The 26,047-nt window shown below is 70.1% G+C and carries 27 protein-coding genes; 14 read left to right on the plus strand and 13 right to left on the minus strand.

Translation table 11 applies throughout. The features are described 5' to 3' along the window. Nucleotides 1–29: 29 nt before the first annotated feature. The 4 genes from ELY19_RS06750 (at nt 30) to ELY19_RS06765 (ending at nt 3,014) form a co-directional block, all read left to right on the plus strand. Nucleotides 30–500: a hypothetical protein gene (locus tag ELY19_RS06750; RefSeq protein WP_126195535.1), complete on the plus strand. Its 471-nt coding sequence runs from the start codon at nt 30–32 to the stop codon at nt 498–500. A 51-nt stretch (nt 501–551) separates the two neighbouring features. After that, the gene (locus ELY19_RS06755; protein ID WP_126195536.1) at nt 552–1,160 is read left to right on the plus strand and encodes a class I SAM-dependent DNA methyltransferase; all 609 of its coding nucleotides are present in this window, start codon (nt 552–554) and stop codon (nt 1,158–1,160) included. A 304-nt stretch (nt 1,161–1,464) separates the two neighbouring features. Next, entirely contained in the window at nt 1,465–2,196 is a 732-nt protein-coding gene (locus ELY19_RS06760) for a TMEM165/GDT1 family protein (RefSeq protein ID WP_126195537.1), read from the plus strand. A gap of 59 nt (nt 2,197–2,255) precedes the next feature. Then, a complete protein-coding gene (locus tag ELY19_RS06765; RefSeq protein WP_126195538.1) occupies nt 2,256–3,014 on the plus strand; it encodes an SDR family NAD(P)-dependent oxidoreductase in 759 nt (252 codons plus the stop codon). On the opposite strand, the gene ELY19_RS06770 is transcribed toward ELY19_RS06765, so the two are convergent. The 3 genes from ELY19_RS06770 to ELY19_RS06780 form a co-directional block, all read right to left on the minus strand. After that, a complete protein-coding gene (locus ELY19_RS06770; protein WP_126195539.1) occupies nt 3,011–4,123 on the minus strand; it encodes an MAB_1171c family putative transporter in 1,113 nt (370 codons plus the stop codon). The two genes, ELY19_RS06765 and ELY19_RS06770, sit on opposite strands and share 4 nt — an antisense overlap. Then, nucleotides 4,114–4,626, minus strand: a complete 513-nt coding sequence (locus ELY19_RS06775; protein WP_126195540.1) for a hypothetical protein — start codon at nt 4,624–4,626, stop codon at nt 4,114–4,116. Before ELY19_RS06775 ends, ELY19_RS06770 begins: the two co-directional genes overlap by 10 nt. Before the next feature lie 91 nt (nt 4,627–4,717). Then, nucleotides 4,718–5,209, minus strand: coding sequence for a helix-turn-helix transcriptional regulator (locus ELY19_RS06780; protein ID WP_068523327.1), 492 nt, complete (start codon nt 5,207–5,209; stop codon nt 4,718–4,720). Nucleotides 5,210–5,390: 181 nt separating this feature from the next. Here ELY19_RS06780 and ELY19_RS06785 point away from each other — a divergent pair, with 181 nt between their 5' ends. Further along, nucleotides 5,391–6,464: a hypothetical protein gene (locus ELY19_RS06785; RefSeq protein WP_126195541.1), complete on the plus strand. Its 1,074-nt coding sequence runs from the start codon at nt 5,391–5,393 to the stop codon at nt 6,462–6,464. 6 nt (nt 6,465–6,470) lie between these two features. On the opposite strand, the gene ELY19_RS06790 is transcribed toward ELY19_RS06785, so the two are convergent. Then, nucleotides 6,471–8,018: a TM0106 family RecB-like putative nuclease gene (locus ELY19_RS06790; protein ID WP_126195542.1), complete on the minus strand. Its 1,548-nt coding sequence runs from the start codon at nt 8,016–8,018 to the stop codon at nt 6,471–6,473. A 96-nt stretch (nt 8,019–8,114) separates the two neighbouring features. Here ELY19_RS06790 and ELY19_RS06795 point away from each other — a divergent pair, with 96 nt between their 5' ends. Together ELY19_RS06795 and ELY19_RS06800 are read left to right on the plus strand one after the other, a co-directional pair. Then, nucleotides 8,115–8,810, plus strand: a complete 696-nt coding sequence (locus ELY19_RS06795; RefSeq protein WP_126195543.1) for a DUF6474 family protein — start codon at nt 8,115–8,117, stop codon at nt 8,808–8,810. Between the two features lie 447 nt (nt 8,811–9,257). Further along, entirely contained in the window at nt 9,258–9,605 is a 348-nt protein-coding gene (locus ELY19_RS06800; protein WP_126195544.1) for a hypothetical protein, read from the plus strand. A 5-nt stretch (nt 9,606–9,610) separates the two neighbouring features. Here ELY19_RS06800 and ELY19_RS06805 read toward each other — a convergent pair whose 3' ends face one another. Continuing rightward, entirely contained in the window at nt 9,611–10,591 is a 981-nt protein-coding gene (locus ELY19_RS06805) for a hypothetical protein (RefSeq protein ID WP_164711537.1), read from the minus strand. After that, a complete protein-coding gene (locus ELY19_RS06810; RefSeq protein WP_126195546.1) occupies nt 10,588–11,427 on the minus strand; it encodes a GAD-like domain-containing protein in 840 nt (279 codons plus the stop codon). Before ELY19_RS06810 ends, ELY19_RS06805 begins: the two co-directional genes overlap by 4 nt. 91 nt (nt 11,428–11,518) lie before the next feature. On the opposite strand from ELY19_RS06810, the gene ELY19_RS06815 reads away from it, so the two are divergent. Beyond that, nucleotides 11,519–11,875, plus strand: a complete 357-nt coding sequence (locus tag ELY19_RS06815) for a hypothetical protein (protein ID WP_126195547.1) — start codon at nt 11,519–11,521, stop codon at nt 11,873–11,875. A gap of 12 nt (nt 11,876–11,887) precedes the next feature. Here ELY19_RS06815 and ELY19_RS06820 read toward each other — a convergent pair whose 3' ends face one another. Then, on the minus strand, nt 11,888–12,448 hold the full coding sequence (locus tag ELY19_RS06820; protein WP_126195548.1) for a M15 family metallopeptidase: 561 nt from the start codon (nt 12,446–12,448) through the stop codon (nt 11,888–11,890). A gap of 154 nt (nt 12,449–12,602) precedes the next feature. Here ELY19_RS06820 and ELY19_RS06825 point away from each other — a divergent pair, with 154 nt between their 5' ends. After that, nucleotides 12,603–13,463, plus strand: a complete 861-nt coding sequence (locus tag ELY19_RS06825) for a glycosyltransferase family 2 protein (RefSeq protein WP_126195549.1) — start codon at nt 12,603–12,605, stop codon at nt 13,461–13,463. Beyond that, nucleotides 13,460–14,089: a VC0807 family protein gene (locus tag ELY19_RS06830; RefSeq protein ID WP_126195550.1), complete on the plus strand. Its 630-nt coding sequence runs from the start codon at nt 13,460–13,462 to the stop codon at nt 14,087–14,089. Before ELY19_RS06825 ends, ELY19_RS06830 begins: the two co-directional genes overlap by 4 nt. Nucleotides 14,090–14,101: 12 nt before the next feature. On the opposite strand, the gene ELY19_RS06835 is transcribed toward ELY19_RS06830, so the two are convergent. Then, nucleotides 14,102–14,593 (minus strand): hypothetical protein, encoded by a 492-nt coding sequence (locus ELY19_RS06835; protein WP_126195551.1) that lies wholly within the window; start codon nt 14,591–14,593, stop codon nt 14,102–14,104. An 85-nt stretch (nt 14,594–14,678) separates the two neighbouring features. On the opposite strand from ELY19_RS06835, the gene ELY19_RS06840 reads away from it, so the two are divergent. Beyond that, a complete protein-coding gene (locus ELY19_RS06840) occupies nt 14,679–15,605 on the plus strand; it encodes an SGNH/GDSL hydrolase family protein (protein WP_164711538.1) in 927 nt (308 codons plus the stop codon). A 5-nt stretch (nt 15,606–15,610) separates the two neighbouring features. On the opposite strand, the gene ELY19_RS06845 is transcribed toward ELY19_RS06840, so the two are convergent. Then, nucleotides 15,611–17,161: a succinic semialdehyde dehydrogenase gene (locus ELY19_RS06845; RefSeq protein ID WP_126195553.1), complete on the minus strand. Its 1,551-nt coding sequence runs from the start codon at nt 17,159–17,161 to the stop codon at nt 15,611–15,613. A gap of 146 nt (nt 17,162–17,307) precedes the next feature. Here ELY19_RS06845 and rraA point away from each other — a divergent pair, with 146 nt between their 5' ends. Beyond that, entirely contained in the window at nt 17,308–17,799 is a 492-nt protein-coding gene (gene rraA / locus ELY19_RS06850) for a ribonuclease E activity regulator RraA (RefSeq protein WP_126195554.1), read from the plus strand. A gap of 21 nt (nt 17,800–17,820) precedes the next feature. Here the strand turns inward: rraA and ELY19_RS06855 are convergent, their stop codons facing one another. After that, entirely contained in the window at nt 17,821–18,048 is a 228-nt protein-coding gene (locus ELY19_RS06855) for an RNA-binding S4 domain-containing protein (protein ID WP_227967285.1), read from the minus strand. 22 nt (nt 18,049–18,070) lie between these two features. On the opposite strand from ELY19_RS06855, the gene ELY19_RS06860 reads away from it, so the two are divergent. Continuing rightward, complete coding sequence (locus ELY19_RS06860) at nt 18,071–18,931, plus strand: alpha/beta fold hydrolase (protein WP_164711539.1); 861 nt, start codon at nt 18,071–18,073, stop codon at nt 18,929–18,931. Here the strand turns inward: ELY19_RS06860 and ELY19_RS23395 are convergent. Next, the gene (locus tag ELY19_RS23395; protein ID WP_164711540.1) at nt 18,894–19,034 is read right to left on the minus strand and encodes a hypothetical protein; all 141 of its coding nucleotides are present in this window, start codon (nt 19,032–19,034) and stop codon (nt 18,894–18,896) included. The genes ELY19_RS06860 and ELY19_RS23395 overlap by 38 nt on opposite strands. 199 nt (nt 19,035–19,233) lie before the next feature. Here ELY19_RS23395 and ELY19_RS06865 point away from each other — a divergent pair, with 199 nt between their 5' ends. Next, complete coding sequence (locus tag ELY19_RS06865) at nt 19,234–19,755, plus strand: DUF937 domain-containing protein (protein WP_126195557.1); 522 nt, start codon at nt 19,234–19,236, stop codon at nt 19,753–19,755. A 62-nt stretch (nt 19,756–19,817) separates the two neighbouring features. On the opposite strand, the gene ELY19_RS06870 is transcribed toward ELY19_RS06865, so the two are convergent. After that, nucleotides 19,818–21,284 (minus strand): glutamate synthase subunit beta, encoded by a 1,467-nt coding sequence (locus tag ELY19_RS06870; RefSeq protein ID WP_126195558.1) that lies wholly within the window; start codon nt 21,282–21,284, stop codon nt 19,818–19,820. Continuing rightward, nucleotides 21,277–25,884 (minus strand): glutamate synthase large subunit, encoded by a 4,608-nt coding sequence (gene gltB / locus ELY19_RS06875; RefSeq protein WP_126195559.1) that lies wholly within the window; start codon nt 25,882–25,884, stop codon nt 21,277–21,279. Before gltB ends, ELY19_RS06870 begins: the two co-directional genes overlap by 8 nt. Nucleotides 25,885–26,047 lie beyond the last annotated feature (163 nt).

Raw genomic sequence — 26,047 nt, forward strand, 5'->3', positions numbered from 1 at the left:
TTTCGGCCCACGTATTCGAAAGGATTCCCATGCTCTCGCGAGTCACCGCCGCCCTCACCTCCACGGCGGCCGTCGCCGTCCTCGCCCCCGCCGTCACCCACGCCGCGCCGGCGCCCGGCGACGAGGCGACCGCCCGCCGCATCGCCTGCGAGCAGTACGCAGTCGGCGCGGCCACCATCGACTACCGCAACCTCGCACCCTGGCGGGCCAATCTGGTGCGGGGCACGTCCCCCGAGCTGCGCGCGAAGTTGGAGAGCAGCGCGGATGCGATGAACCAGACGCTGCAGCCGCTGCGCTGGGTCTCGACGGGCCGCCTGGCCGGTGCCGAGGTCCGGCACGTCGGGAACGACGTGTGGAAGGCGAGGTGCTTCGTCGCCGTCCGCGGTACCAACGCCCAGGCGCCCCAGAGCCGCGACGTGGTGACCGTCTACGACGTCACGCTCGACAAGAAGCGGAACTGGCAGATCATCGACGCCGGCGGCGATCCCACCAGGAAGTGATGTCATTCGGCACCGCGCGTCGCTGTCGGTGCCGAATGACACAGTGACGGTATGACAGTGCAGCCGGGTTACGACGCGATGGCCGATCTCTACGCGGAGACCTTCCCGGATCCGTACCAGTTCCCCATCGAGCGGCACGCCGCCGCGGCCTTCGCCGACGCCGCGGCGGACCGGCCCGGCCGCACGGTCGACGTCGGATGCGGCATCGGCCACGCCGCCGCCGACCTGGTGACACGCGGCCTCGATGTGATCGGTGTCGATCCCAGCCCCGGCATGCTCGCCCACGCGCGACGCCTGCACCCGGACCTGCTCTTCGTCGACGGTGACGCCTCCCTCGCGTCGGTCCCCGACGGCCCGATCGCCGCGATCCTCGCGCGGTTCAGCCTGATCCACGTGGAACCGCCCGAGGTCATCTCGACGGTGCGCGCCTGGTCGGCTCTCGTCGACCCGGGCACGCCGGTTCTCGTCGCCTTCCAGGCGACCGACGAGCCCGGCCCTCCGCTCTCCTTCGATCACGCCGTCGCACCCGCCTGGCGCTGGCATCCCGACGAGTTCGCCCGCACTCTCGCTGATGCGGGCTTCTCGGAGTCGTGGCGGATCATCTACCGCGACAAGGACTACCGCTTCCCCATGGCGCAGCTCCTCGCCGTCCGCGACTGACCGGTTCGGCGCTGCGCGGGCGGCCGGCACCGTCGGATCCGGGCGCCCGAAACCCTCCCGACGGCCCCGTGAAGAATCGGCGCAGGGCTTCAAAACTCCTGCGCTACTTGTCATTTCAGACGAGCGTGACTATTCTTGGTGGTGCACGAAGGGGAGTAGCCCCCAATCGCGCGGTCGACACACTGGCGAGAGCCCGGCCGCACGAACCGTGAGCCGCGGCTTCCGGTGGGCGAGACCTTTGTGCCACTTGCGCGGTCCGACGGTCGGATCCGTGTGGCACAGGTCTTCGCAGGAGGTTCGCACCGTGCTCAACGCGTTGCTCGTCAGTTTCGCCGTGGTCTTCGTGGCCGAGCTCGGCGACAAGTCCCAGCTCATGGCGATGACCTTCGCCGCCCGCTTCAAGTGGTGGGTCGTGCTGCTGGGCATCACCGCCGCCACGGCACTGACCCACATCGCCTCCGTCGGCATCGGCTTCGCGCTCGGCTCCGCCATCCCGTCGCAGCTCATCACCGCGGTCGCGGGCGTCTCGATGCTCGTCTTCGCGTTCTGGACCTGGCGCGGCGACACCCTCTCCGACGACGAGACCGCGACCGCGGACCGCGTCACCCGGTCCGTGTTCCTCGCCGTGGCCTCCGCGTTCTTCCTCGCGGAGCTCGGCGACAAGACCATGCTCGCCACGATCACGCTCACCACGCAGCACAACTGGTTCGGCGTGTGGGTCGGCTCGACCCTTGGCATGGTCGCCGCCGACGCCCTCGCCATCGCGGTCGGAGCCCTGCTCGGCGCGAAGCTGCCCGAGCGCGCCATCGCGATCGGCGCGACCGTCCTGTTCTTCGGCTTCGGCGCCTGGCTGCTGGCCGAGGCGTGGCCGGAGCTCGACGCCACCAGCCGCATCGTCACCGGCCTCGTCGTCGCCGCCACGATGATCGGCGGCGGGCTCGTCGTACGCCGGGCGCACCGGGCCGCGGCGGCGGCACCGTCGACCCCGGAGGTCCAGGACAGCACCCCCGGTCCCGGAAGAACAGCCCTTCACTAATGTGAGGTGGGTCGCGCCGCCCACCGGCGAGTGCGCTCCACTACAGAAGGGAATCAGCCATGGACGTCTCCGGCTCCTCCGTCATCGTCACCGGTGGCGCTTCCGGCCTCGGCGCCGCCACCGCGAAGCGCTTCGCCGAGGCGGGTGCCACGGTCTTCGGCCTCGATCTGCAGCCGTCGATCGACAAGGCGACCCCGGTCGAGAACGTGCACCTCATCGCGACCGACGTGACCAAGGAGGACGAGGTCCTCGCCGCGATCGCCGAGGCCGTCAAGGCGGGCCCGCTGCGCGTGGCCGTCAACTGCGCGGGCGTCGGCTGGGCCGGCCGCATCCTGTCCAAGAACGGCCCGCACGCGCTGGACCTGTTCCAGACGGTCATCAACATCAACCTGGTGGGCACGTTCAACGTGATGCGCCTGGCCGCCGACCAGATGAGCAAGCAGGAGGCCGCCGACGAGCAGGGCTCCCGCGGCCTCATCGTCAACACCGCGTCGGTCGCGGCGTTCGAGGGCCAGATCGGCCAGATCGCCTACACCGCGTCCAAGGGTGGCGTGCACGCCATGACCATCACCGCTGCGCGCGATCTCGCGCAGTTCGGCATCCGCGTGAACACCATCGCCCCGGGCACCATCAACACCCCGATGCTGGCCGGCGTGACCCCCGAGTTCAAGAAGACCCTCGAGGCGGGCATCCCGTTCCCGTCGCGCCTCGGTGAGCCGTCGGAGTACGCGCAGCTCGCCTACTTCCTCGCCGAGCACGACTACATCAACGGCGAGACGATCCGCATGGACGGGGCGCTGCGGATGGCGCCGCGCTAGATCTGCAGTTCCTCCGCCGGCGTCGCCCCGACCGCGTCCGACAGGACGAGGAGCGGGGCGGCGTCGTCGTCGATGGAGGGGCCGTCGGGCGGCAGCACCATCGACGACGGTGCCGGGGCCGCTCCGGCCTCGTTGCGCAGGTCGATCGCGACGAGCAGGTTGTGCACGTTCTCCTCGGGCACGCCGTCGCCGAAGTCCTCGGGGAGGTAGGGGCTGAGCTGGACGAGGACGTCGCGGATCTCGACCACGCGACGCTGGAACCGCAGGTGGGCGTCGCGGCGGGCCTTGCCGGCGTCGAGGACCACCTCGGGGACCGCGGTGGTGAGCAGCGTCCACAGGGGCTCGAGCCGCTTGAAGTCCCTGCGGTGCTTCTTGCGGTACTGCATCTGCACGACGAAACCGCGCACGCCCGGATAGCTCAGGCCCACGACGAACAGCAGGATGCCGCCGGCGGTGCACGCCTGCGACAGCGAGAGCAGCACCGGCCAGGAGGCCACGTGCCCCGCGCTGGTGAGTACGAAGGCCACCTGGGCGAGCGAACCGACGGCGGTGATGGCGAGGCCCGCGGACATCAGTCGCAGCGACGTCGTGAGGTAGCCGTCCGCGAACGGCATGAGCCTGGTCAGCGAGAGCACGCAGTCCGCGAGGCCGTACATGAGGTAGCCGCCGGCGATGACGAAGAAGACGGCGAAGCCCAGTTCCTGCACGGTGAGCGTGTCGAGGTTGGCATCGCGCAGCGAGGGCGGCGTCACGTTCATCGCGACGGACAGGCCCACGACCGCGGCGATGAGCGGGATCGCCTCCATGCCCGCACGGCGTTGCCGCGCCGATTCGGTGGGCCCGTAGAAGAAGGCGACGGCCAGCGCCGCGACCCCGAGGGCGAGTGAGGCGTACCCGCCGAGGCGGGAGGCGCCGCGCCACAGCGCGCCGTCGACCGTCGGCGCGAGCGGCGAGCCGAGCAGCAGGACGGCCAGCGTCAGGGCCGCGATGGCGACGGTGACCGCGACGGCCTGGATACCGGCCTTCGCGCGGTACAGCCGGTCGATGCGCCAGCACAACACCAGGGTGAAGAACGCGACGCCGAGTACGTTCACGAGCTTCACAGCCACCGGGAATGACCTCCCAGAGCGCGCTGGATGCCGCGCAGGCTGTCGTGCTTGGCGGTGCGGCCGGCGAGCGCGCCGGCTTCGGAGGCCCATCCGAGGATGATGGAGGCGATCATCTCGGCCTCCCACTCGTGCTCGTCGTCGTAACAGGTGCGGTGCAGCGCAGCGTCGGCCTCGGGGGAGGTCATTTCCGCGGTCTGCGGCGCGGCCGCTGTTGGACCGGCGTTCTGGTGCCCCGCGATGAGGTGGCCGAACTCGTGGATGATGATCTGATCGCGGTGCGTGCGCGACGTGTTGGCCTGGTAGAAGAAGTAGTCGGCGTCGTCGCCCACCAGCCACAGGCCGTTCGGCATGCCGACGGGCAAGGGCTGCGAGATCACCAGGATGTCGCGGCCGCGCCGCTTGCCGTACTTCTCGCACAGCTGCACGGCGTCGAAGGGCAGATCCAGGTCGAGGCTGCGCACCTCGTTCTCACACAGGCGGCGCAGCGCTTTGACGGAACGCACAGCCCACCTCCACACGGTCGTAGAGGGACGACGCGCGCCGGAGGCACACCCACGGCGGCCCGGCAGGGCCGCGCCGTGTCAGCCGATGAGGCTAGAGCCCCTCGTTTTCGCGCGAGTCTACGGGAAGCTCGGGCGGGTCGGCGGGCAAGCCCTGCTGCACTCGCAACACCTTGATGAGCTCGTTGACCATGTTCACCGAGTCGGGCGAGAGCCCTGCCAGGCGGAATGCGGCCATCTGCACCTTGGTGTCGGCCTGCAGCCGCATCAGGTGGATCTGGTCACGGGTGCGCTGAGCGGCCTCGTCCTCGAGGAAGTAGTGCACGTCCACGCCGAACGCGGCCGAGATGCCCTCGACGGTGCGGAAGGACGGCGACTTCGCCTTGCCGGAGCGGAGCTGGCTCAGGTACGACTCGCCCAGGCGGAAGCCCAGGGCGGTCGAGCGCTGGGCGATCGCCTTCGCGGTGAATGCGCGGCCGTTCGGGCCGGGCACCGTGCGGAACAGCTCCTCGAGACGACTCGCGAACAGGCCCTGACCCACCAGGGCGTCGCTGTCGTACTTATTACCTGTATCCACTTGTGCCATCCCTCTCTATCGCCGGCACTCCGGACCCGCTGAACACATCTTATTGCGAGTCCACAAGCCTCGATCACACTATAGCGCACTTCACCATGGAACACGACCGCTTCGTGATCGGCTATCACCCATGAGCGCGGATACTGTATTCTTACCTACGCCTGTGCACGAATAGCGGAAGGGGTGTGTTGTGTCGCGTCCGACCCATCTCTCCCGGCGTCTCCGGGCCATCGGCGTCACCGCCCTCGCGGTCGGCGCCATCGCATCCGCGCCCGCCTGGGCGGCCCCTGATTCGTCGGATTCCGACGGTGGCTCCGGGTCCGATAGCTCGACCTCGCAGAGCACCGACGACCGCTCGTCCAGCTCGTCGAGCAGCTCGGACCGCGAATCGTCCACCGCAGGGAGCGCCGGCCGCGAGACGGGGAGCGGCAGCGGAGCGGGCAGCAGCTCTTCTAGCGGCAGTGGCTCGGGCGAGTCCTCCAACGAGACCGGCTCATCGAACGGCACCGGCACGACAACGGGGAACGAGACGGAGACGGGCGGCAACAAGCCCGACCAGGATGAGGACGACGAGGGCAAGGACAAGGGCCACGGCCACGGCGGGGGCCTGATCGGCATCATCGGCGGAATCTTCGGCGGTGGCGGTTCGGGCGGCACCTCGACGGGCAGCGCGACGCCTCCGGCCATCCCCAGCGGGGGCGGCTCCGATGCGGGATCGTCGTCGACCTCGAGCGCCGGCTCCACCAACTCGACGGGGTCGGGCGGCGCGCCCATCTCCAGCGGCAGCGGCGTCCGCACCGGAAACCCGCTCCCCGAGTCCACCAACACCGGCAACGACTCGGGCGTCGCGGAGCGCCCGTCGTCACCGGGTGCGCCGGCGGCGGCCGCCGCACCCGCACCTGCCGCACCGGTCGTCGCGGTCCCCATCGTGGTGCCGCCCGTCGTCGTGGCCGGTCCCGTCCTCCCCGCGCCCGCACCCGCGGCCCCCGCGAAGCCCGCGGCTCCGAAGCCCGCAGCTCCCGCCCCCTCGGCGCCGTCGGACAACGACCGCGCGACCGCGGAACAGGGCTCCGAGAGCAGCGGCGACAGCACCGTCTTCGCTGCGGCGTACACGTCGGCGCAGCGCGTCGCGCCGGTCGCGGCGGAAACCGCGCGGCAGCTGTCCCCCGCGATGATCGCGATCCTCGGCGGCATCGCACTCCTGGGCAGCGGTAGCTTCGCCGACGCCCTGCGTCGCGCGCACCTGCGCCAGGCCCAGGCGTAGCCGGGCCTACGCGCCCACCACCGGCAGCGCGAGCACCTTCTCGCTGGACATGAACGCGCGCAGCGCGGCGGTGGCCTTCACGTCGTCCTCGTTGTAGTCGAGGATCCGCTGCCGCTGCACGGCCCGGTCCTCGTCGGCGAAGCCGGCGTCGATCCCGACGCCCACGCGGTACCAGAGCATCGACGCCTCGCCGCCGGCCTCGGCGTCGCGCCACTGGAATCCGGCGACGGGCGCCACCTTCTTCAGGCCGCGCCCCTCGAGGGAGAGGAAGGCGTCGCCGACGGCGTCGAACATGTCGACCCACTCGGGCGAGGCGATGAACTCCTCCACGGCACGGCGCGGGGGCACGCCCGGCTCACCCGCGAACCGGTCCGCGGACGCCAGCAGCCACTTGTTCTCGGCGTTCTGCGAGTAGCAGTACGCCGCGAAGGTCTTGCCCGCGGCGTGCGCCTCCGCGCGGCGGTCCATGAGGAAGGCCCAGAACTCGGCGAACGAGCGGGCCTCGTCGCGCGTGGGCACGGGCTCCCAGGTGACGAAGGGCCGGTAGCCGAGGTCGACGCCGTCGCGCCGCAGCCACGTGCCCCACAGGTAGGCGCCGTACTCCTGGTAGCTCTCCATGTCGACGTCCACCTCGACGTCGGCTCGGCGCACCTTCACCTCGGGCCGCCGCCGCACGAGCACCTGCCCGTCCCGCCACGCGCGGGCCATGGCCCGCAGGTCCGCGATGGGCACGGGCACGTCCTCGGGCTGGGGTCCGTCGTACTCGGCCAGCTGGTCGACGGTGCCGATGCCCGCCTCGCGCAACCCGGGCGCCGACCGCCCGTCGGCCACCAGGCTCACGTCCCGCGCGAGGGTCAGGGTCTGCGCGCACTGCGGCCACCAGGGGCACCGTCGGCACTCCGCGACGCGGACCGGCTCGGTCGGGGCGGTGCCGGCGAGCACGGCCCGACGGTCCGCGAACCGCTCGTCGTAGGCGGCCAGGAGCGGCCCGATCTCCTGGACGACGATGCGCGCACCGTCGACCCCGATGCTCCCGCCGAGCAGCGTCCGCGACGCGTAGCCCGCGTCCTGCAGCATGCGCGTGAGATGGGCCAGGCGCATCTGATCGCCGCGGTGCTGTCGGGAGCGGACCGTCTCGTCCTCGCGGGGCTCCCAGCGGTCCAGCGGCGACGTCACGGCGCCGGCGCCGGGGTCGCAGGTCTTGTGGTTGACGACGATGACGGGGATGTAGCCGTCGGCGAGGCGGACGAGGAGCTCGCTGTGGCCCCGGCGGTCGTGCGCGGTGGGCAGCACCGCGTTCCAGATCCGATCGGCGCCCGCCTCCATCGCGGCGAGGGTACGGCGCACCGCGCCCTCCCCCGGTTCGATGATCGTCAGGCCCGGCAAGCGGTCCCGGACGGAGGCGCGGAAGACGGCGGCCGCCTCGACCCGCAACGCCATGCCCGGGTCGCCATCGACCTGCGGGGCGCGGGTCTCGAGCGCCAGACGGTGCCGACAACCGGTGAGCGATCGTGCGCTCACCGGAGTCGTCTTGGTGCCCTCTTCGATGTCCACTGCTTAGCAGTATGGCGGGCGGCACCGACAACCTGCGGAGCCGCGCTGTGCAATGCTGTACCGGACGGCAGTACTGACCTACAAGGACGTGCACTGATGGGTTTGTTCGGCAAGAAGACGAAGTCCTCCCGCGCGGAGCGCCGCGCGCAGGCCAAGGCGCTCAAGTCCAAGGCGCGCCTCGAGGCGAAGCTCGCCGCCAAGAACGCGGACCGTGACGCCAAGCGCGTCGTGAAGAACGCGTCGAAGAGCGAGCGCAAGGCGCTGAAGGCCGACCTGCAGCGGAACAAGATCATCGCCAAGGCGCAGAGCAAGTCCGATGCGGCCAACCTGAAGATCGCCGAGACCCAGGCCCGCGCGGCCGTCGAGGGCAAGCTCCTCTCGGAGGCGCGGCTCAAGCGCTACATCTCGACCGCGCGGCTGCTCGCGCCCGTCGTGGTGCCGATCGTCTACCGGGCGGCGCAGGCCGGCCGGAACCAGCTGGACGCCGCGAAGGCCTCGCGCCTCGGCGTGCCCGTCGACGAGGTCGCGGCGTTCGCCGGCTACGGCGGCGGCCTCTCGGCCCGCGTCGCCGCGGCCCGTCGCTCGCTGGATCAGCTGGCGGCCACGCACCCCGATGCGGAGACCAAGGCCTTCACCGCCGCCGTCGCGCAGCGCCTCGACGACCTGGGCACCGCCATCACCGCCTCCGAGTCGATGCCGCCCGCGCGGCGCCGCCCGGCGCACCAGGCCATCGCCCGCGAGCTGGACGGCATCGACGCCGACCTGCTGAACCGCCTCGGCGTCAGCTCCTAGTTCACCGCCGGCGCTTCGCGACAGGTCGGCGGCCCACCGCCGGTCTGACTATCCCGTCTTCCGGATCGGGCAGGTTCGACCGTCGATCTGAAGGTCGACACGTGCAACCGTCGCCACCGGAGTGCCGAGCAACGGCGTCGTGGACTCGCTGTACCAGCCCTTACGCGCGTACCCGTCATCGGACGTGACGGTGTTCGTCCATGAACTGACCTTCCCGTCGGTGGTCGTCACGACGATCCTGGCGTCCTGCGCGACGCGCCGTCCGATCCATACGTGCGTGTTGACCGCGTCGCCGTACCAGTAGCTCCCGGAGCAGGTATCTGTGATCGTGGGGACGGTCGTCGGTTCCGGAACGGACGAGCTTACTGCAGTCGGCGAACTCACTGACGTGGTCGATGCCGGCAGCGTGTGCCCGGGACGAACGTACGTCGTAGGCGCACTTCCAGCATGCTCGACACCACACCCCGCCATGGGTCCGATCACACACGCGGCAATCACGATCTGCAGCGAATATTGGCGCACCTTTCTCATCATCTTTTCTGCCTTCTATTTGAGTTTCTTGTTGTACCGTTCGACCTCTTGAGCCGCAGTCAGTGGGCGCAGCGAATAGGTTCGGTCGCCTTCGGTGTTGACGCATGGCGGGTAGGCGGGGCTATTGACTTTAAAGCCGTGGGCGATCTTAAAGGTGGCGCGGTGTACCACAGCGTCGTCGGCGGAATTCGCGAGCACAGCGGCACGCTGGTGCTGTTCTCCGGCGACCGCCACGAAGGCAGCACGGCGCGGTTCCTCTGCTAGTTCTTCTACCCGAGAACGTCGAATGTGACGGCTTCCAATGGTGCGCCGAAGCGCCGGAGGCAATAGGCTTGGAAGTTGACGGAGAAGCTGTCGGGGGCCTCTCTGACGTAGGCGTTTTCGTCGTAGTGGGTTTCGTCGTTGTTCAGTGGGCGGCTGAGCGCTTCGACGTAGGGGTTGACTGCGGGGTCATCAATGGCGTGTTTGTTGCTGTAGTCCTCCAGGTAGGCGTGGAGCGCGGCTTGGAGGAGGATTCCGGGGTCGACGGGGTGGACGATGACGGGGGCGAAGTCCTGTCCGTCGGGTAAGGCGAGGTGTCGTGCGAGGAGGGCTCCGAAGCTGCTGTAGAAGGTCTCTGCGCCGATGTCCCCGTAGGTTTCGGCAGTGCCGTCGAGGATTTCGTGGAAGTAGCCGTCGGTCCACGGGCCGAGGACGAGCTGGTTGTAGAGCATCGCTTCCGGGTCATCACGGTCAACGTACCGTTCGCTACCGGTGGCCAGGATCCTGCCGAGGCTGGTGTCGATGACGAAGTATTCGCCGGTGGTCGGGGCGTAGGTGAGGATGGTGCCGAAGCCGTCGCGGAGCAGGGGAATCCAGCCCTGACTGATGTAGGTCTTGCCTTGCTGTCCGCATCCGCCGCCGGGGATGGTGCAAGTCTCGGGGTTGTTGTCGGGATTCGGGTCACACAGGCGGGCGTCGAGGATCTTCGCGATGGGCATCGCCGGGTCGCACAGCCAGATCTGCCGGTCCTGAAAGCCCGCGAAGCCGTAGCGCGACCACAGCCTGACCATCAGCTCCGGCACGAGCGGCCCATACCGGGTGAGCCTGTCCGCGACAGTGGCGGCGTTCTCCTCATCGGCCAGATCCCAGCCGAGCGGCTCGCCCCACACTCGGTCAATCACATCAAGGAACTGTCCGATCCGCTGCGCAGAACCCACCGCCCGCGACTGCTCATCGCCTGACCTGGAGGCGCTCTCGTTCTCGCTCACCGACCCTCCCCTTCGCTGGCGGGTTGGACCTGCACCGGGGTCAGCGGCGGCGTGTCCGGGAGGGTGTATTCGAACTTCGGCGCCGGATACCCCCACTTCTCGTAGTAGTCCGGATCGCGGGGTCGGGCGTGGTGCTCATGGACGGTTTTGTAGGGGAAGGTGCCGTAGCGGGCGATCTCCGAGATCGGCCAGATCGCCAGATCCGAGCGCTCCCGCGGCAGCGGACCGCCCTCACACTGCGGTACCCGCTGACCATAAAACTGGCCCCGATCGACCGGACCTAGAAACTCAACGATGTCAAGGCTGTCAATGCTGTCGCCACCCAGATGTCCGATCGTCGACCGCTCATCCAAATCGAGACTATGCGACACCGACAAGGCGCTCGGAAGACCTCGGAAGTAGTCCGCGCGGAGATGCGGAGCGTTGTTCCATGCCTGGATCCGCCCAGTTTGGGGGGAGATTTTCAGGAAGTTGAGGGTGCGGGTGCCCAGGAGGCTGATGTTCCCGGTCTCGGATCGGGTCAGGGGTACGAAGTGGTCGTCGTTGGGCATGTGGGTGAAGGTGAGCCCGTCGAGCCAGGGGGCGACGATCGGTTCCCACTCGACAGGATCGATGAAGTCGCCGGTGAATCCGAAAGTCTGCCACAACCGGTGAATCGCGTGCGGAAGATCCGCGTACTGCTGATACCTCTCTGCGGGGACCGGCACCACCGGATCGGGAATGGGTACTTCGTTGATGTTGCCGTCTTCGCCGTGGAAGTCGGCACGCCGCTGGTAGATGAACCAGTCCTCAGCGGCTTGCAAGCTCTCATAGGCGCCCAGGGTCGGTTTGTGCATCGGCATAGATTCTCTCGCTCCTGGTCAGGGTATCTACAGCGCCGGCGCGGTGACGACGGGGCCCCCTCAGGCGGTGGGGTCGTGATGACCGGTGCCGTTCACCGGACCGCACATCTATCTCATCGTGGACGACTACGACCTGCTCGCGTCCGGCACCTCGAACAATCCGTTGGCCCCGCTGATCCCGTACCTCCCCTACGCGGCCGACATCGGACTGCACCTGGTGGTCGCCCGCCGGTCGGCGGGCATCAGCCGCGCGCTCTACGACAGCGTCGTCGGCGGAATCCGCGAGCACAACGCCACGATGGTGCTGTTCTCCGGCGACCGCCAGGAAGGCAGCCTGGCGCCCGGCGTCCACCTCACCCATCAGCCGGTCGGCCGCGTGCGCATCATCCGTCCCCATTCCGCACCCGTCCACGCCCAGACCCTGCTCCTCGAGTCCGACTGACCGGTCCCCCACTCACCGCTGCCGCGCAGAGGCATCGGACACCATCTCCGGGCACGCCCACCCGGCCCGCAGCTCGTAGTGCCACACCTCGTTCGCGTACGTACGGCACAACCCGAACCGCTCCGAATAGCGGTCCATCCAGTACGCGGCCTCCGTCGGCCCCACGTCCACCGCATCGCCCGTCACGTGCTCCGAGGTCGACGGAGTCGCGACCAACCGCGCCGCCTCCTCCGCCCCGTCCCGCCGCACGGCATCGTCGTAGAGGAACTGCTGGTATCGCTTCGACCGCCACCCCGACGTCAGGTGCATCGCGACGCCCTCCCGGGCCGCCGCGCGTGCAGCCGACCGGATCGCCGTGCGCAGCTTCGGATCGAGCCTTGTCACCGCCGGCACATCCGCATCGACCGCCACCCGGTCCAGCACCACGCCATCCGCCTCCCCCAACTGCCCGACGGTGCCCGTCTCCACCCCTCCCGGTATCCCCGGGAGCGTCTCCGAACACGCCGCGATCACCGCCGCCACAGCGACGAGGACGACCAGCGCGGCAGCCGATTTCGTGAGTACATGAGCCATGTCCTCACGATGGGCCGCTCACGTCCCGGTACCGTCGCCGACGGTCCGCGATCCCGTCCCGGTTGTGTTTCAAACGCCACAGCGCCGGCGACCTGTGAGTAGTCTCACCGGTCGCCGCGCTGCGACGGTCCCGAGGCGGACGTAGCGTTTCGCCATGGCAGAGAGCACATTGACTGTCGTCGTTCCCGCCTACAACGAGGACGAGGTCATCGAGGAATGCCTCGAGCGACTGCTCGCCGAAGGCTCCGAGATCGACGAGATCATCGTGGTCGACAACAACTCGACCGACCGCACCGTCGCCCTGGTGGAGGCCACCGCCGCGGCGAACCCCGTCGTGAAACTGATCCGCGAGCCCCGGCAGGGCCTGGTGTGGGCCCGCAACGCGGGGCTCGACGCCGCCACGTCGTCGGTGATCGCCCGCATCGACGCGGACACCGTCGTCGCTCCGGGGTGGGCGCGGCGCCTGCGCACGTTCTTCGACACCGACGACGGCCGCGGCTTCGACGTCGTCTCCACCCTCGGGGAGTTCCGCGGGCTCCCCGGCCGGCGATTCCAATCCGCCCTGAACAAGTGGAACGATCCGTTCGGGCGCAACGAGAACCGCGCGCAAAGGGTGAGCTACTGCTTCGGCCCGAGCATGGCCTTCCGCACCGAGACCTGGCGCCGGATACGGCCGCACGTCGCGATGCGCAGAGACGTCTTCGAGGACGTCGACATCGCCCTCTGCGTCCAGGACTCGGGCGGGGAGTGCGCGCTGATCCGGGACGTCGTGGTGGAGGTCTCGCCCCGCCGCTTCTACACCGGCGTCGGCAGCTACGCGACGTACGCCGCGTACCTGCCCCGCACGTTCTGGATTCACGGCCGGCGGGCAACGGCCACCTGGCTGACGGCGGCGCTCCCGCTGACCGTCGGCTTCCACGCGGCGCGGCTCGCCGTCCTGCGCGGCCTCGGCGACGGCGGCTTCTCGCTGCGGAACGTCTTCCGAAGCACCGGGACGGAGCGCGAGCGACCGTGAAGCGACCGCCCCCGGCGATCCTGGGCGGACTCCTCCCGGTCATCGCCTACTTCAGCGCCACCCGCCTGGGCGGCCTCTCCCAGCTGACCGGCGTCGTGCTCGGCATCGTCACGGGGCTGGTGATCGTGACCTGGCGGATGCTCGTCACGCGCCAGGTCGGGCAGCTCGAGCTGTTCACGACCGCCATCCTCGCGGTGGCCCTCATACCATCGCTCGTCACCGGGGAGCCGCGGATCGCCCTTGCGGCACAGTCCATCGACGGCTTCTTCGCGGCGGCGTACTTCCTCGTCTCGGCGTTCACCCGCAGGCCGCTCGTAGCAAGCATCCTCGGGCCGATGTACGTGAAGGCGCTCAAGGTCGAACCGACGGCGTGGGACCGCTGCCTCGACGAGTCGCCGCGGTTCCGCAGCCGGATCCGGTGGATGAGCGTGGTCTGCGCCGTCACCGCGGTCACCGGATCGTCGGCCGGCCTGTACCTCGCGCTGCACTACCCGATCGACACCGTCGTCCTCGTCGGACCGGTGATCGGCTTCGTCCTCGTCCCGCTGGCCCTGCTCGTCATCAAGCTGGCGGACCGGCCCCTCCGCGCGGAACTCCGCCGTCCGGTAGGTCCCCGCCCGGCCTGAGGCCGCGCGCGATCACCAGCGCAGCGTGAGCTCGCCCCCCTCGGGGAGCGCCGCCCACCGCGGGGCGAAATCGTCGTAGCGGGCGAAGATCCGCTCGCACAGCGCGGGATCGATGTCCGCGTCCTCGAGAACGCCGGGCCACGCGGGCTCCGGCTTCCGGTGCCCGCGCTCCACCTCCCACAGCGCCGCAGTCAGCGACGCGAGGTACTCCGAGCGCGCCATGTCCGCGGACTGCGCGGCCGTCGGCTGCCGCTTGCGGCGGGACGCCTTGCGGCGCTCAGCCGGATCGGCGGGCCAGAACAGCCCGTCGAGGCCGTTCGCGTCGGCGATCCGCCCGAACACCCCGCCGCGCAGGCCCGCCTCGGCCTCGACGATGAGGTGCGCCGCGTCGTGCGGCACCGGCGGCCGGCCGCCCGGGCCGCCGCGGGGCGCCAGCTCCGGGCCCTTCGCGCGCGTGATCCGCACGTCGTACCCGTTCCGGCGCTTGACGAACGTGACCTCCATGCGTCCAGGGTGCGTCGCACTCCGGGCCGCCGCAACCGGTTTTCGACGGGCTGCGGGCCGCGGCGGCGCGCAATACAGTGGCGGCATGTCGATGCGCGGTCGCCCGTCCCTGTCCCTGCTCGGCGCGGCGGTTCTCGCCACGACGGCCCTGGTGGGCGCCGCGCCGGCGCACGCGGCCCCGGCCGCGCCCACCTACGTCGCGCTCGGAGACTCGTACTCGTCCCTCCCCGCCGACGCCACCGTCGGCGCCTCGCAGCAGGAGCGCGCGTGCGGCCGGTCCACGCACAACTACCCGAAGCTGGTGGCCGCGTCGCTGGGCCTCACTCCGGACGCACTGCGGGACAACACCTGCGGCGGCGCCAAGACGCAGGACGCCTTCACGAGCCAGCACGCCGGATCCGCGAAGACCGGCTACTACGACGCCGCGCCACAGCTCGACGGGATCTCCCCCGCCACACGGCTCGTCACCGTCTCCCTCGGCGGCAACGACGGCGACCTCTATTCGAGCATCATCGAATCCTGTGCAGTGGCACCGCGATCGGCCGCGGTCCGCTGCACCGCCGATCAGCGCACCCGCCCGGCCCGCCTGTCCGACGGTGCGGTCGCCTCCCGCCTCGCGCGGATCACGGCGGCGAACGAGCGCATCATCCGCGCCGTCCGCGAGCGCTCGCCGCGGGCGCGGATCCTCGTAGTGGGCTATCCCGCCGTGTTCGCCGGCGACCGGACCTGCGCCGCGATCGCCCCCTTCCGCTCCGCCTCGATCCCGTGGATGCGCAGCATCCTCACGGAACGGCTCAACGGCGCCGTCCGGCGGGCCGCCGTGAACGCCCGCGCCGAGTACGTCGACATGGAGGCACCGTCGAGGGGCCACGAGCTGTGCAGCGCGCGACCGTGGATCAACGGCGTCGACGAGGTGCCACGCGCCGCCGCGCTGCACCCCTTCCCCGAAGAGGGCGAGGCGGTCGCCACCGCGGTCACCGCCGCCGTGCGGGCGTCCGGCCCCCGCCTGTAGCCGGGCTAGCGGCCGATCAGCTTGAGCGCCTTGATCGCCGACGGGACCACGTTGAGGAAGACGTTGCGGGGCACGCCCTTGATGCCGCCGATGCCGATGATCCGCTGCTGCGCGATGGTCTTCGACTCGCAGTACTTGAGCAGGCCCTCGGCGCCGTGACGACGGCCGACGCCCGAGATGCCCATGCCGCCCATCGGCGCGGCGGTGGAGCCCCACGCCGCCGCGTAGCCCTCGTTGATGTTGACGGTGCCGGCGTTGATCCGCTCGGCGATCTCCTGCGCCTGCTTGGACGAACCGGCGAACACGCTGGCATTGAGACCGTACTCGGTGTCGTTGGCCTTCTCGACGGCCTCGTCGACGGAGTCGACCGGGTAGATCGAGACCAGCGGGCCGAAGGTCTCCGACTTGAAGCAGACGGCGTCCTCCGGGACGTCCTTGAGCACGGTCGGCTCGTAGAAGAACGGGCCGAGGTCGGGGCGGGCCTTGCCGCCGGCGAGCACCGTCGCGCCCTTGGCCACGGCGTCGTCGACGTGCGCGGCCACGGTGTCGATCTGCGACTTCGACGCGAGCGAGCCCATCTCGTTCTCGAAGTCGTAGCCGGCGCCGAGCGCGAGCGCGGCGGTCCGCTCGGCGAAGGCGCGGGCGAACTCGTCGGCGATCTCCCGCTCGACGTAGATCCGCTCGATCGAGATGCACAGCTGCCCCGAGTTCGAGAACGCGGCGCGGGCGGCACCGTCGGCCGTGTGCTCGATGTCGGCGTCCTTGGTGACCACCATGGGGTTCTTGCCGCCCAGCTCTGCCGAGAAGCCGATGAGGCGCTTGCCGCACTGCTCGGCGAGCGTCGCGCCGGTGGCGGAGGACCCGGTGAACATGAGGTAGTCGGCGCGCTCGACGATCGCCGTGCCGACGACACCGCCCGGGCCGGGGACGACGGCGAACAGATCGCGCGGCAGGCCGGCCTGGTAGAGCAGTTCGACGGCCGCGAGGGCGCAGTACGGGGTCTGCGAATCGGGCTTGAGCACCACGGCGTTGCCGGCGGCCAGCGCGGCCACACCGTCTGAGACGGCGAGGGTGATCGGGTAGTTCCACGGCGCGATCACGCCGACCACGCCCTTCGGCTGGTAGCGCACGCGGGTCTTGGTGAACACCGGGAGCATGCCGTCGGTGCTCTTCTCCGCCAGGATCTTCGGCGCGTTCTTGCCGTACCACCGGGCGGTCATGGCGACGTCCAGCGACTCCTCCTGGGCGTACTGGCGGGCCTTGCCGGTCTCCAGCTGCACCATGTCCATGAGCTCGGTGCGGTGGTCGTTCACCAGGTCGGCGAACTTCAGCAGCACGGCCGCGCGGTCCTTCGCGCTGCGCGCCGCCCACTGCTTCTGCGCGAGGCGGGCCCGCTCGAAGGCCTTCTCCACGTCCTCGACGGTGCCGACGGGGATCGTGGTGACCTTCTCACCCGTGAACGCCTCGAGGACGTCGCGCGACTCGCGCTGCTCCGGGTGGTCGATCGCCGCGAGGGCGCGAAGTCGGTCGAACGTGGCCTGGGTGGGTGCTGGCATGGTGCCAGATTACCCGCTTGTTGATGCGCACTCAATAGCACTCCCGCTCGATGGTCGGACGTGGAATCCGCCGATTTCGGCGCGGCGCAGATACCGATCGCCACCTCGAAATCCGCCGATTCACCCAGCCGGATACCCTGGCGACCATGAGCACCGTGCAGTTCACCCCCACCGCGGACCTGGTCGACGAGATCGGCCCCGACGTGCGCAGCTGCGACACGCAGTTCCGCCAGTTCGGCGGCCGCAAGCAGTTCGTCGGCGAGGTCGTCACCGTCAAGTGCTTCCAGGACAACGCGCTGCTCAAGTCGATCCTGGGCGAGCCCGGCGAGGGCCGCGTGCTGGTCATCGACGGCTCCGACGAGAACGGCGTCCCGTCGCTGCACACGGCGCTCGTCGGCGACCTCATCGCCGAGCTGGGGCGCGGCAACGGCTGGGCCGGGATCGTGGCCTACGGCGCCGTCCGCGACGCCGCCGTGATCGGCACGCTCGACATCGGCGTGAAGGCGCTCGGCACCAACCCGCGCAAGTCGACCAAGACCGGCGAAGGCCGGCGCGACGTGCCCCTGACCTTCGGCGGCGTGACCTTCACCCCGGGCGACCTCCTCTTCAGCGACGAGGACGGGATCGTCCTCCGCTGACGATCCGGCGCGGCGGAGCGCTCAGCGCGCGACCCGGGCGGATCGCCCGAAGACCTCGACCACGTCGCCGACGGCGAGCTGCCGGCCGCGCCGGAGGTCCACGTCGCCGTTGACGGTCACCTCACCCTCGGCGATCACCGCCTTGGCCTCGGCCCCGGAGTCGATGAGGCCCGCCAGCTTGAGGAACTGCCCCAGCCGGATCACATCGTCGGAGATGGTCACGTCGATCGCCTCGCTCACGCGACCCATCATGCCGGACTATCCTCGGGGCGTGCTGCTCGATCTCGCGGGTACCCGCACCCACGTGGTGGTCGATGAACCGATCGCCCCGGCGAGCGGCCCACCCGTCGTGCTCAACTCCGGCCTGGCCGGGAACTGGTTCGACTGGGACGCCGTCACGGAACTCCTCACCGCGAGCCGCACCGTCGTACGGCTGGACCGGCCCGGCTACGGCCTCTCCGATCCCTGGCCCGACGGTGCCGTCCCCACCCTGGACTCCGAAGTCACCCGCCTGCGCGAGCTGCTGGACGCGCTCGACATCGCGTCGGCGGTGCTCGTCGGGCACTCCATGGCGAGCTTCTACGTCGAGGCCTTCGCGCGCGAGTTCCCGGACCGCACAGCGGGAGCCGTCCTGCTCGACGGCAGCGTCGAGACCTCACCGCGGTGGGTGGTCCCGGGTGATCTGCGCGACACCGCGCTCCTGCGCTCGGCCGATGCCGCGGCCGCGGTGCGGATGAACCTGTTCGGCCCGCTCGTGCACCGGATGCTGGGGGCGGGCGCGCCGCCGCCCGAGTACGCGGAGATCCTCTCCTCCGAGGCGTACTTCCGGGCCGCGTTCCTGGAGAACGGCCGCTACCCCGTCCTGGCCCACGAATTGGCGGATCTGCGCGCGCGGACGCCTCTCCCGGCCGGGGTCCCGTTCACCGTGGCCGCGGCCTTCGCCGGCCGGCGCACGCCGTGGGCGAGCCACTGGCTGGAACAGCAGCGGGAACTGGCCGACGTGTTGCGGGCGCGCTACGCGGTGATCGCGCCGAGCGGGCACCAGGCCATGGTGGATCAACCCGCCCAGACAGCGGCGTTGATCCTGGACGCGACTATCCCGCGCGGAGAACCCGCAGGTCCGACGGGGTGACGAGGCGCTCGCCGTCTTCGGCGAGGGTCCGCGCGAGCCGGCGGTTCCGCAAGCGCGAGATCGCCTTCGAGCCCAGCAGGGTGGTGCGACGGTGCAGCTTCACGACGGTCTCCGAGTGCGATCTGGATGCGGAACGGTTGGTTACAGATACTGTATTCCTCGCTCGCGCCGGGGTCCAGTGCTCGGGGCGCAAGCGTGTCGGTCCTCACATCCGGGTTCCTTCGGGCGCCCGCGCACGGCGCGGCTACTCTATGGGTGTTCGTGCAGCCATTTGCGTCCTCACACATCCTCCAAGGAGAACCGTGTCCGATCTCGACGATCTGATCAAGTCCATCCCGCTCGCGGATATCGCCGCCCAGCTCGGCGTCTCGGAGGAGGTCGCCTCGGAGGCCGTCAACCAGACGGTGCCGACGCTGCTCGCCGGCCTGCAGGCCCAGGACACCACCGAGGCCCCGGCGGATCTCGCCCAGGCCGCCGACAACGGCGACGGCCAGCAGATCGTCTCCAGCCTGTTCGGCGAGAAGACCGACGACGTGGCCGCCGCGGCCGCCGCGCCGCTCTCGTCCGGCGTCACCGACGGCCTGGTCAAGCAGCTGCTCCCGATCCTCGCACCCATCGTCATCAGCTTCGTGATGAAGAAGCTGACCAGCGGCGGAACGGCCGCTCCCCAGGAGCAGGCGCCGGCCCCGCAGCAGCAGAGCGGCGGCGACGTCCTCGGCAGCATCCTGGGCAACATGCTCGGCGGCGGCAACCAGCAGGCCGGCGGCAACGCCGCGGGCAACGTGCTCGGCAGCATCCTGGGCGGCCTGCTCAAGGGCAAGTAGCCCCACACGTCCGAAGGCCGGCTCCCGCACGGGGAGCCGGCCTTCGTGGTTCGAGAAGTGCGTTACCGCTGCGGCGCGGCGGTGGGGACGATCGGCGCGGGCAGCGCCGTATCGCCCATGAGGAACCGGTCGACGGCGGCTGCGGCGCTGCGGCCCTCCGCGATGGCCCACACGATGAGCGACTGACCGCGGCCGGCGTCGCCGGCGACGAAGACGCCCGGCACCGTCGACTGGAAGTCGTCGCCGCGGGCGACGTTGCCGCGCTCGTTGTACTCGACGCCCAGCTTGTCGAGCAGGTCGTCGCGCTGCGGGCCGACGAAGCCCATGGCCAGCAGCACGAGGTCAGCCTCGAGGGTGAAGTCGGTGCCCTCGACCTTCTCGAACCGGCCGCCCTCCATCTTCACCTCGTAGGCCTTGAGGCCGGTGACCTTGCCGTCCTCACCGATGAACTCCTCGGTGCTCACGGAGAAGACGCGCTCGCCGCCCTCCTCGTGGGCGGAGCTGATGCGGTACATGAGCGGGTACGTCGGCCACGGGGTGGATTCGGCGCGCTCGCGCGGCGGCATCGGCATGATCTCGAACTGGTGCACGCTGGTCGCGCCCTGGCGCAGCGAGGTGCCGAGGCAGTCCGCGCCGGTGTCACCGCCGCCGATGATGACGACCTTCTTGTCCTTCGCGTGGATCGGCGGCAGGCCCGCCTCGTCGACCACGTCGTCGCCGATCGCGGCGCGGTTGGCCCACGGCAGGAACTCCATCGCCTGGTGGATGCCGTCCAGCTCGCGGCCGGGGATCGGCAGGTCACGACCGACGGTCGAGCCGTTGGCGAGCACCACCGCGTCGAAGTCCTCGCGGAGCTGCTCGACGGTCACGTCCACCCCGACGTTGACGCCGGTCTTGAAGACGGTGCCCTCGGCGTTCATCTGGGCGAGGCGACGGTCGATGTGCCGCTTCTCCATCTTGAACTCGGGGATGCCGTAGCGGAGCAGGCCGCCGATGCGGTCGGCGCGCTCGAACACGGTCACCGTGTGCCCGCCGCGGGTCAGCTGCTGCGCCGCGGCGAGGCCCGCCGGGCCCGAGCCGACGACGGCGATCTTCTTACCGGTCAGCTTGGTCGGGTGCTGCGGCGAGACCCAGCCCTCGTCGAAGGCCTTGTCGATGAGCTCGACCTCGACCTGCTTGATGGTGACCGGATCCTGGTTGATGCCGAGCACGCACGAGGCCTCGCACGGCGCGGGGCACAGCCGCCCGGTGAACTCCGGGAAGTTGTTCGTCGCGTGCAGCCGCTCGATGCCGTCCTGCCAGCGGTCCTTGTACGCCAGCGTGTTCCACTCCGGGATCAGGTTCCCGAGCGGGCAGCCGTTGTGGCAGAACGGGATGCCGCAGTCCATGCACCGGGACGCCTGCTTGCGCAGGGTGGTCCGGTCGAAGGGCTTGTAGACCTCGTTCCAGTCCAGGAGCCGGAGCGGGACCGGCCGGCGGACCGGCAGCTCGCGCGAGTTGTTCTTCAGAAAGCCTTGCGGATCAGCCACGAGCGGCCTCCATCACTGCGTCGTCGATGTTGCGGCCGTCGAGTTCGGCGCGCTTGATGGCGGTGAGCACGCGCTTGTAGTCACGCGGCATCACCTTGGCGAAGAGCTGACGCTCCCGGGGCCAGTTGGCCAGGACCCGCGCCGCGACGGCGGAGTCCGTGTAGTCGTAGTGCTTGGTGACGGCACCGTGGACGAACTCGAGGTCGGCCTCGTCGAGCGACTCCAGCTCCACCAGTTCGGTGTTGAGGTCGCGCTCGAACTTGCCGTCGGCGTTGTAGACGTAGGCCACTCCGCCGGACATGCCGGCACCGAAGTTGCGGCCCGTGTCGCCGAGGACCACCACGCGACCGCCGGTCATGTACTCGCAGCCGTGGTCGCCCACGCCCTCGACCACCGCGACGGCGCCCGAGTTGCGCACCGCGAACCGCTCGCCCGCCTTGCCGTTGAGGTACACCTCGCCGGAGGTCGCACCGAACAGGATCACGTTGCCCGCGATGATGTTGTCCGCCGCCACGAACTCCTCCGGGGCGTTGCGCGCCGGGCGGACCACGATCTTGCCGCCCGAGAGGCCCTTGCCCACGAAGTCGTTGGCGTCGCCCTCGAGGCGCAGCGTGATGCCCCTCGGCACGAACGCGCCGAAGCTGTTGCCCGCGCTGCCCTTGAAGGTGATGTCGATCGTGTCCTCGGGGAGGCCCTCGGCGCCGTGCGCCTTGGTCACCTCGTGGCCGAGCATCGTGCCCACGGTGCGGTTGACGTTGGAGATCGGCGTCTCGATGGTGACGGGGGCGCCCGTCTCCACCGCGACCCGCGCCTGCGAGATCAGCTGCTGGTCCAGGGCCTTCTCGAGACCGTGATCCTGCGGCTGGCTGCAGAACGGGTCCTGCTTCATGAACGGCGAGTCGACCTGCGCCAGGATCGGCGAGAGGTCCAGCTTGCCGGCCTTGGCGCCGGACCAGTGGGCCTGCGCCGCGGTGGTGTCGAGGATCTGCGACTGGCCCACAGCCTCCTGCAGGGTGCGGAAGCCCAGCTCGGCGAGCAGCTCGCGCACCTCCTCGGCGATGTAGAGGAAGAAGTTCTCCACGAACTCGGGCTTGCCGGTGAACCGGCGCCGCAGCACCGGGTTCTGGGTCGCCACGCCCACGGGGCAGGTGTCGAGGTGGCACACGCGCATCATGATGCAGCCGGAGACCACCAGCGGGGCGGTCGCGAAGCCGAACTCCTCGCCGCCGAGCAGCGCGGCGACGACCACGTCGCGACCGGTCTTGAGCTGACCGTCGACCTGCACCACGATCCGGTCGCGCAGGCCGTTGAGCAGCAGCGTCTGCTGCGTCTCGGCGAGGCCGATCTCCCACGGCGCGCCCGCGTGCTTGACGGAGGTCAGCGGGGTTGCGCCGGTGCCGCCGTCATGGCCCGAGATGAGCACCACGTCGGCGTGCGCCTTGGAGACGCCGGCGGCGACGGTGCCCACGCCGATCTCCGAGACCAGTTTCACGTGAATCCGCGCCTGCGGGTTCGCGTTCTTCAGGTCGTGGATCAGCTGCGCCAGGTCCTCGATCGAGTAGATGTCGTGGTGCGGCGGCGGCGAGATGAGCCCGACGCCGGGCGTCGAGCCGCGGACCTCGGCCACCCACGGGTACACCTTGTGCGGGGGCAGCTGGCCGCCCTCGCCGGGCTTCGCGCCCTGCGCCATCTTGATCTGGATGTCGGTGCAGTTGCTCAGGTAGTGCGAGGTCACGCCGAACCGGCCCGACGCGACCTGCTTGATCGCGCTGCGGCGGAAGTCGCCGTTCTCGTCGGGCGTGAACCGCGCCGGATCCTCGCCGCCCTCACCGGAGTTCGAGCGACCGCCGAGGCGGTTCATCGCGATGGCCAGGGTCTCGTGGGCCTCGGCCGAGATCGAGCCGTAGCTCATCGCACCGGTCGAGAACCGCTTGACGATCTCGGTCGCGGGCTCCACCTCGTCGAGGGGGATCGACGGGCGGTCGCTGTTGAAGCGGAACAGACCGCGCAGCGAGGCGAGCCGCTCGCTCTGGTCGTCGACGAGCTTCGTGTACTCCTTGAACACCTTGTACTGCCCGGTGCGCGTGGAGTGCTGCAGCTTGAACACGGTGTCCGGGTTGAACAGGTGGTACTCGCCCTCGCGGCGCCACTGGTACTCGCCGCCCACCTCGAGCTCGCGGTGCGCCAACTCCTCGGGGCGGTCGTTCATCGCGCGCTTGTGCCGGGCGGCGACGTCTGCGGCGATCTCGTCCAGACCGATGCCGCCGAGCTGGCTCTGCAGGCCCGTGAAGAACTCGTCGACGACGTCCTGCGAGAGGCCGATCACCTGGAACAGCTGGGCGCCGGTGTAGGAGGCCAGGGTCGAGATGCCCATCTTGGACATCACCTTGAGCACGCCCTTGCCGGCCGCCTTGACGTAGTTGGCGTTGAGCTTCTCCAGCGGCGTGCCGTTGAGCTCGCCGCGGAGGTGCATGTCCTCGATCGTGGCGAAGGCCATGTACGGGTTCACCGCCGCGGCACCGCAGCCGATGAGGGCCGCCATGTGGTGCACCTCGCGGGCGTCGCCCGACTCCACGATCAGGCCGACCTTGGTGCGGCTGCGCTCGCGCACCAGGTGGTGGTGCACGGCGGAGGTCAGCAGCAGCGACGGGATCGGCGCCAGCAGCCGGTCCGAGTTGCGGTCCGACAGGACGATCAGGCGCGCGCCGCCGTCGATGGCCTCGGAGACCTGGGTGCGCACGGTGTCGAGCGCCTCGCGCAGGCCCTTGCCGCCCTCCGCCACGTGGTACAGGCCCGGGATCACCACGGACCGGAACTCGGGCAGGGTGCCGTCGTCGTTGACCTTGACCAGCTTCTGCAGCTCGTCGTTGTTGAGGATCGGCTGCTCGAGGTGGATCTGGCGGCAGCTGATCGCCGACGGGTTGAGCAGGTCGGACTCGCTGCCGATCGTGCCGCCGAGCGCGGTGACGATCTCCTCGCGGATCGCGTCGAGCGGCGGGTTGGTGACCTGGGCGAAGAGCTGCTGGAAGTAGTCGAACAGCAGGCGCGGGCGCAGCGAGAGCACGGCGACGGGGGTGTCGGTGCCCATGGAGCCGATCGCCTCGGCGCCGGTCTTCGCCATCGGGGTGAGCAGGAGGTCCAGCTCTTCGGTGGTGTAGCCGAACATCTGCTGCCGCTGGGTGACCCGGTCGTGCGCCATCACGGTGTGGGGGCGGTCGGGCAGGTCCTTCAGGCGCAGCAGGCCCTCGTCGAGCCACTCCTGGTACGGCTCGGCCGCGGCGAGCTCGCCCTTGATCTCCTCGTCGGAGACGATGCGGCCCTGCGCGGTGTCCACGAGGAACATGCGGCCCGGCTGCAAGCGGGTCTTGTAGACCACGTCGGCGTGGTCGATGTCGAGCACGCCCACCTCGGAACCGAGCACGACGAGGCCGTCCTTGGTGACCCAGATGCGCGAGGGGCGCAGTCCGTTGCGGTCGAGCACGGCGCCGATGACGGTGCCGTCGGTGAAGCACACCGAGGCCGGACCGTCCCACGGCTCCATGAGCGAGGAGTGGTACTCGTAGAACGCCCGGCGGGCGGGGTCCATGTCCTGGTGCCGCTCCCACGCCTCGGGGATCATCATGAGCACGGCGTGCGGCAGGCTGCGGCCGCCGAGGTGCAGCAGCTCGAGCACCTCGTCGAAGCGCGCCGTGTCGGAGCCGCCCTCGGTGCAGATCGGGAAGATCTTGTCGCCGGCGCCCTCGCCGAAGGCCGAGACGTCGAGCAGCGCCTCGCGGGCCCGCATCCAGTTCTCGTTGCCGTTGACGGTGTTGATCTCACCGTTGTGGGCCACGCGCCGGTAGGGGTGCGCGAGGGGCCAGCTCGGGAAGGTGTTGGTGGAGAAGCGCGAGTGCACCAGGCCGAGCGCCGACTCGACGCGCTCGTCCTGCAGGTCGAGGAAGAAGCCGCGCAGCTGCGGGGTGGTCAGCATGCCCTTGTAGACGAAGGTCTGTCCGGACAGCGACGGGAAGTACACCGACTCCTCGCCCTGCGAGCCGGCGCCCGCGCCGTCGGTGCCCAGCTCCCGCTCGACCCGCTTGCGGATCACGAAGCAGCGGCGCTCGAGGTCCATGCCCGAGAGGGGCGCACCGTCGGCGTCCGTGCCGGCGATGAAGACCTGCCGCATGGTGGGCATGGCGTCGCGCGCCAGCGCGCCCAGCGACCCGTCGTCGGTGGGCTGGTCGCGCCAGCCCAGGACCGTGAGGCCCTCCTCGGCGACGATGCGCTCGACGCCCTCGGCAGCCGCGGTCGCCTCGGCGGCGGCCTGCGGGAGGAAGGCGATGCCGGTGGCGTACGCGCCCTGGTGGGGCAGCTCGAAGTCCACGACCTCGCGGAAGAAGCGGTCCGGGACCTGGATCAGGATGCCCGCGCCGTCACCGGTGTTGGGCTCCGCGCCCGCAGCACCGCGGTGCTCGAGGTTGACCAGGGCGGTGATGGCCTTGTCGACGATGTCCCGGGACTTGCGTCCGTGCATGTCCACCACGAAGGCGACGCCGCACGCGTCGTGCTCGTTCGCGGGGTGGTACAGGCCCTGGGGGCCCGGGGGGACGAATCGGCTCATCGAATACCTGCCTCTACGCAGCGCCTCACGGCGGAACGGGTTCTTCAAGGTTCGGTGATCGGGGACTGCGGATCACCTCAGGCATCGTTGGCTGTACCGAAAACTGTAGTTTCCGCGCTCCGGATCACCAAATGGAAGGTCAACCTTACTGCCCGTGACCTGC

Source organism: Tsukamurella paurometabola (assembly GCF_900631615.1).
GTDB classification, from domain to species: Bacteria; Actinomycetota; Actinomycetes; order Mycobacteriales; family Mycobacteriaceae; genus Tsukamurella; species Tsukamurella paurometabola_A.